Genomic DNA, 2,760 nt, shown 5'->3' on the forward strand with positions numbered 1-2,760 from the left:
GGTCGCGGTGGCCGACAGGCTGCCGCTCGTGGCTTTGATCGTATTCGTATAGGTGCCCGCCAAGGCGGCCGCCGTGAACAGGCCCGAGCTGCTGATCGTGCCGCCGCCGGCCACCACGGTCCAGGTGGGCGTGATCCCGACATTGGCGCCGGAGAAGTCGGTGCCGAGCGCCGTGAACTGCTGCGTGCCGTTGACCGCCAGCACCTGCGGGTTCGGCGTCACCGTCATCGACGCCAACGTCCCGGGATTGCTCACCCCGTGCACGTCGCACGCCGCCGTGAACAGCCCGGCCACGGCGAGCACCGCGACGACGCGTGCGAAGCGCGCCGTTGCCGATCGGCCCTTCATGATGCGTTGCATCGAACTCCTCCTCACCTGATGTTGAGCGTGCCTGCGCGCTACGCGTCCACAGTGTCTGTGAACGGTCTGCCGTGCGCGATCAGGGGCAATCGGCTCTCTTGGTGCGTGAGGCGCGACATATCATGACGTTCGCGCACGTCAGTCTTTTGACGTTAGTTCACGCCATTCCCACCGCCCATCGCTAGAAAGGATGAGGCGCGGAGTACTCCCTTTGAGGGAGGCGCGGAGGATGGGGCGCGCCAGGCCGGCGGACGGCGCCGCGCCTCAGGCGATGCGTGCATTGACCGGTGCACGCACTCCCAGACGCGCCGCGAGGCCCCCGCCTGGTCCTCTAGTCGTCGTGGTCGTGCGCGTAGGCGGCGATCTGCAGGCGCGTGTGCAGTGCCAGCTTCTCCATCACGTTGCGCACGTGGCTCTTGACGGTATACGTCGCGATGTCCAGGCGCTGCGCGATGTCCTTGTTGCTCATGCCGGCCGCGATGAGGGCGATCACCTCACGTTCCCGTGCCGTCATGTGCGCGCCCTCGAGCGCCTCGTGGCGTCCTCGCTGCACGGCCGCCTCGGCGATCTGGGAAAACAGCGTGCCCGTCATCGGGGGCGGCAATACGCGAGCGCCGGCGGCCACCGAGCGGATGGTCGCGACGAGATCCTCGAACGTGGCATCTTTGAGGATGAACCCGGCCACCCCGGCGTTCACGAACTGAGCAACGTCCTGCTGGGTGGGGAGGAGATCCATCACGACGACGGCGGAATCCGCCAGCGTCCGCTTCACGGTGCGCGCCATCCGCAGGCTGCTCCGGTCCTGCAGCCCGACGTCGATCAGCACCACGCGAGGATTCGCGTCCCTCAGGTGCTCCGCCTTGACGCTCGTGGCGGTGAGCACCACGCGCACGTCGGGTAGCGCATCGAGCATGGCGGTCATGCCCTCGCGCAACAGACGATTGTCCTCGATGAGGGCGACCGTGATCATCGCCAACCTCGCTGAGGGACCAACCGCGCCCGCCGGCAACCGACGGCGCCGCCAGGGGGCGGAGGGCACGTGAGTGCTCACAATATGCTGCATCGATCCCTCCACGGCCATATATCCTGGGGCGCCGGCCGGTGCATCAGCGCACACTACTGATTGCCGGCGCTCGCGCTGCTGTAGATCGCGATCTCCACGCGCCGGTTCAGCTGCCGGCCCGCCTCGGTGTCGTTGCCGGCGATGGGCTCCGTCTCCCCACGCCCCACCGCCCGCAGGCGCCCCGCCGCCACCCCTTGTGCCTCGAGGTAGTTGGCCGCCGCCGTGGCCCGCCGCTCGGACAGCGCCTGGTTGTACTCGCTCGTGCCCACCGCATCCGTGTGGCCCACGATCAGGAGATCCGTGTTCGGGTATTTCTCGAGGCTCGCCGCCAGAGCACGCAGGTTCTGCCCGGCGTCGGCGCGCACCACGTCGGAGTCGAAGTCGTACAGCAGCCCCGACGCGAACGTCACGGCGATGCCCTCGCCCACGCGCGTCACGGTGGCCCCGGGAATGTTCTGCTGAAGTTCCTTGGCCTGCTGGTCCATCTGATGGCCGATGATCGCGCCGGCCGCGCCACCCACCACCGCGCCGATGATCGCGCCCCGGGCCGTCGAACCGGTCTGGTTGCCGATCACGCCACCCACCACGCCCCCCGCCGCCGCACCGATCGCCGCTCCCTTTTCCTTCCGACTGAGCGACGCACACGCGGTGAGCGCCCAGACGAGCAGCAACGCCAACGGTGCTCGCACATCACGGCTTCCGATCCGTCTCGCGATCATACGCATAGAATCTCCTCACGCCAGGGCCATTGCCGATATGTAGAATCGCCCCCGGACGTTGCGTGGGCAGTAAGGGCTTTCCGGTGAGTGCCGTAGGCGGAACCTGCACATCCGCCACCCGTTTGCCGCTCACGCGTGCGATGGATCGTTGGGAGCCAACCCACCAGTCGGTCTACTTCCAAGGCGGGATTGTTCGGGCCCGAAGCTCCGCGTACCATCAGAGAACACTCGGGTACCCTCCCGACGCTCCCCCTGTCGTCGAAGGTGTTGATCATGCTGACCCACTCCGTTCCGGTTGCACGCGCCGCGCGTCGCCTGGCGCTCGTCGCCGTCACGATGGCCGCCGCCACCGCGTGCGCCATCTCCACCCAGCAGGAAGTACAGTTGGGCGCCACGTACGCCACGCAGATCGACACGCAATTGCCGATCATCCGCGACGCCCAGATCGTGACGTACGTGAATACACTCGGCAATTCACTCGCCGCCGTCACCGACACCCGCGGGCTCGCGTGGCATTTCGCGATCGTGGACACGAAGGAAGTGAACGCCTTTGCCGTGCCCGGCGGCTGGGTGTACGTGAACCGCGGCCTGGTCGCGCGCGCGCAGTCCATGGACCAG

The 2,760-nt window shown here is 67.6% G+C and carries 4 protein-coding genes; 1 reads left to right on the forward strand and 3 read right to left on the reverse strand.

From position 1 onward, the window contains the following. The 3 genes from VNE60_11320 to VNE60_11330 form a co-directional block, all read right to left on the reverse strand. A partial coding sequence (locus tag VNE60_11320) for a hypothetical protein (protein HVB32107.1) occupies window positions 1-360 on the reverse strand: 360 nt, incomplete at its 3' end. A 331-nt stretch (window positions 361-691) separates the two neighbouring features. After that, complete coding sequence (locus tag VNE60_11325; protein HVB32108.1) at window positions 692-1,330, reverse strand: response regulator transcription factor; 639 nt, start codon at window positions 1,328-1,330, stop codon at window positions 692-694. Between the two features lie 146 nt (window positions 1,331-1,476). Beyond that, window positions 1,477-2,112 carry an OmpA family protein gene (locus VNE60_11330; GenBank protein ID HVB32109.1) on the reverse strand — a complete coding sequence of 212 codons (636 nt, stop codon included), beginning with the start codon at window positions 2,110-2,112 and terminating at the stop codon, window positions 1,477-1,479. Window positions 2,113-2,415: 303 nt separating this feature from the next. Here VNE60_11330 and VNE60_11335 point away from each other — a divergent pair. Continuing rightward, a partial coding sequence (locus tag VNE60_11335) for a M48 family metalloprotease (GenBank protein HVB32110.1) occupies window positions 2,416-2,760 on the forward strand: 345 nt, incomplete at its 3' end.

It is taken from the genome of Gemmatimonadaceae bacterium (assembly GCA_035533755.1).
In the GTDB taxonomy this organism is placed as follows: domain Bacteria; phylum Gemmatimonadota; class Gemmatimonadetes; order Gemmatimonadales; family Gemmatimonadaceae; genus JAGWRI01.

Coding starts and splice junctions, on each gene's coding strand:
- VNE60_11325 (HVB32108.1), bottom strand. CDS start 1,330: ATGATCACGGTCGCCCTCATCGAGGACAATCGTCTGTTGCGCGAGGGC.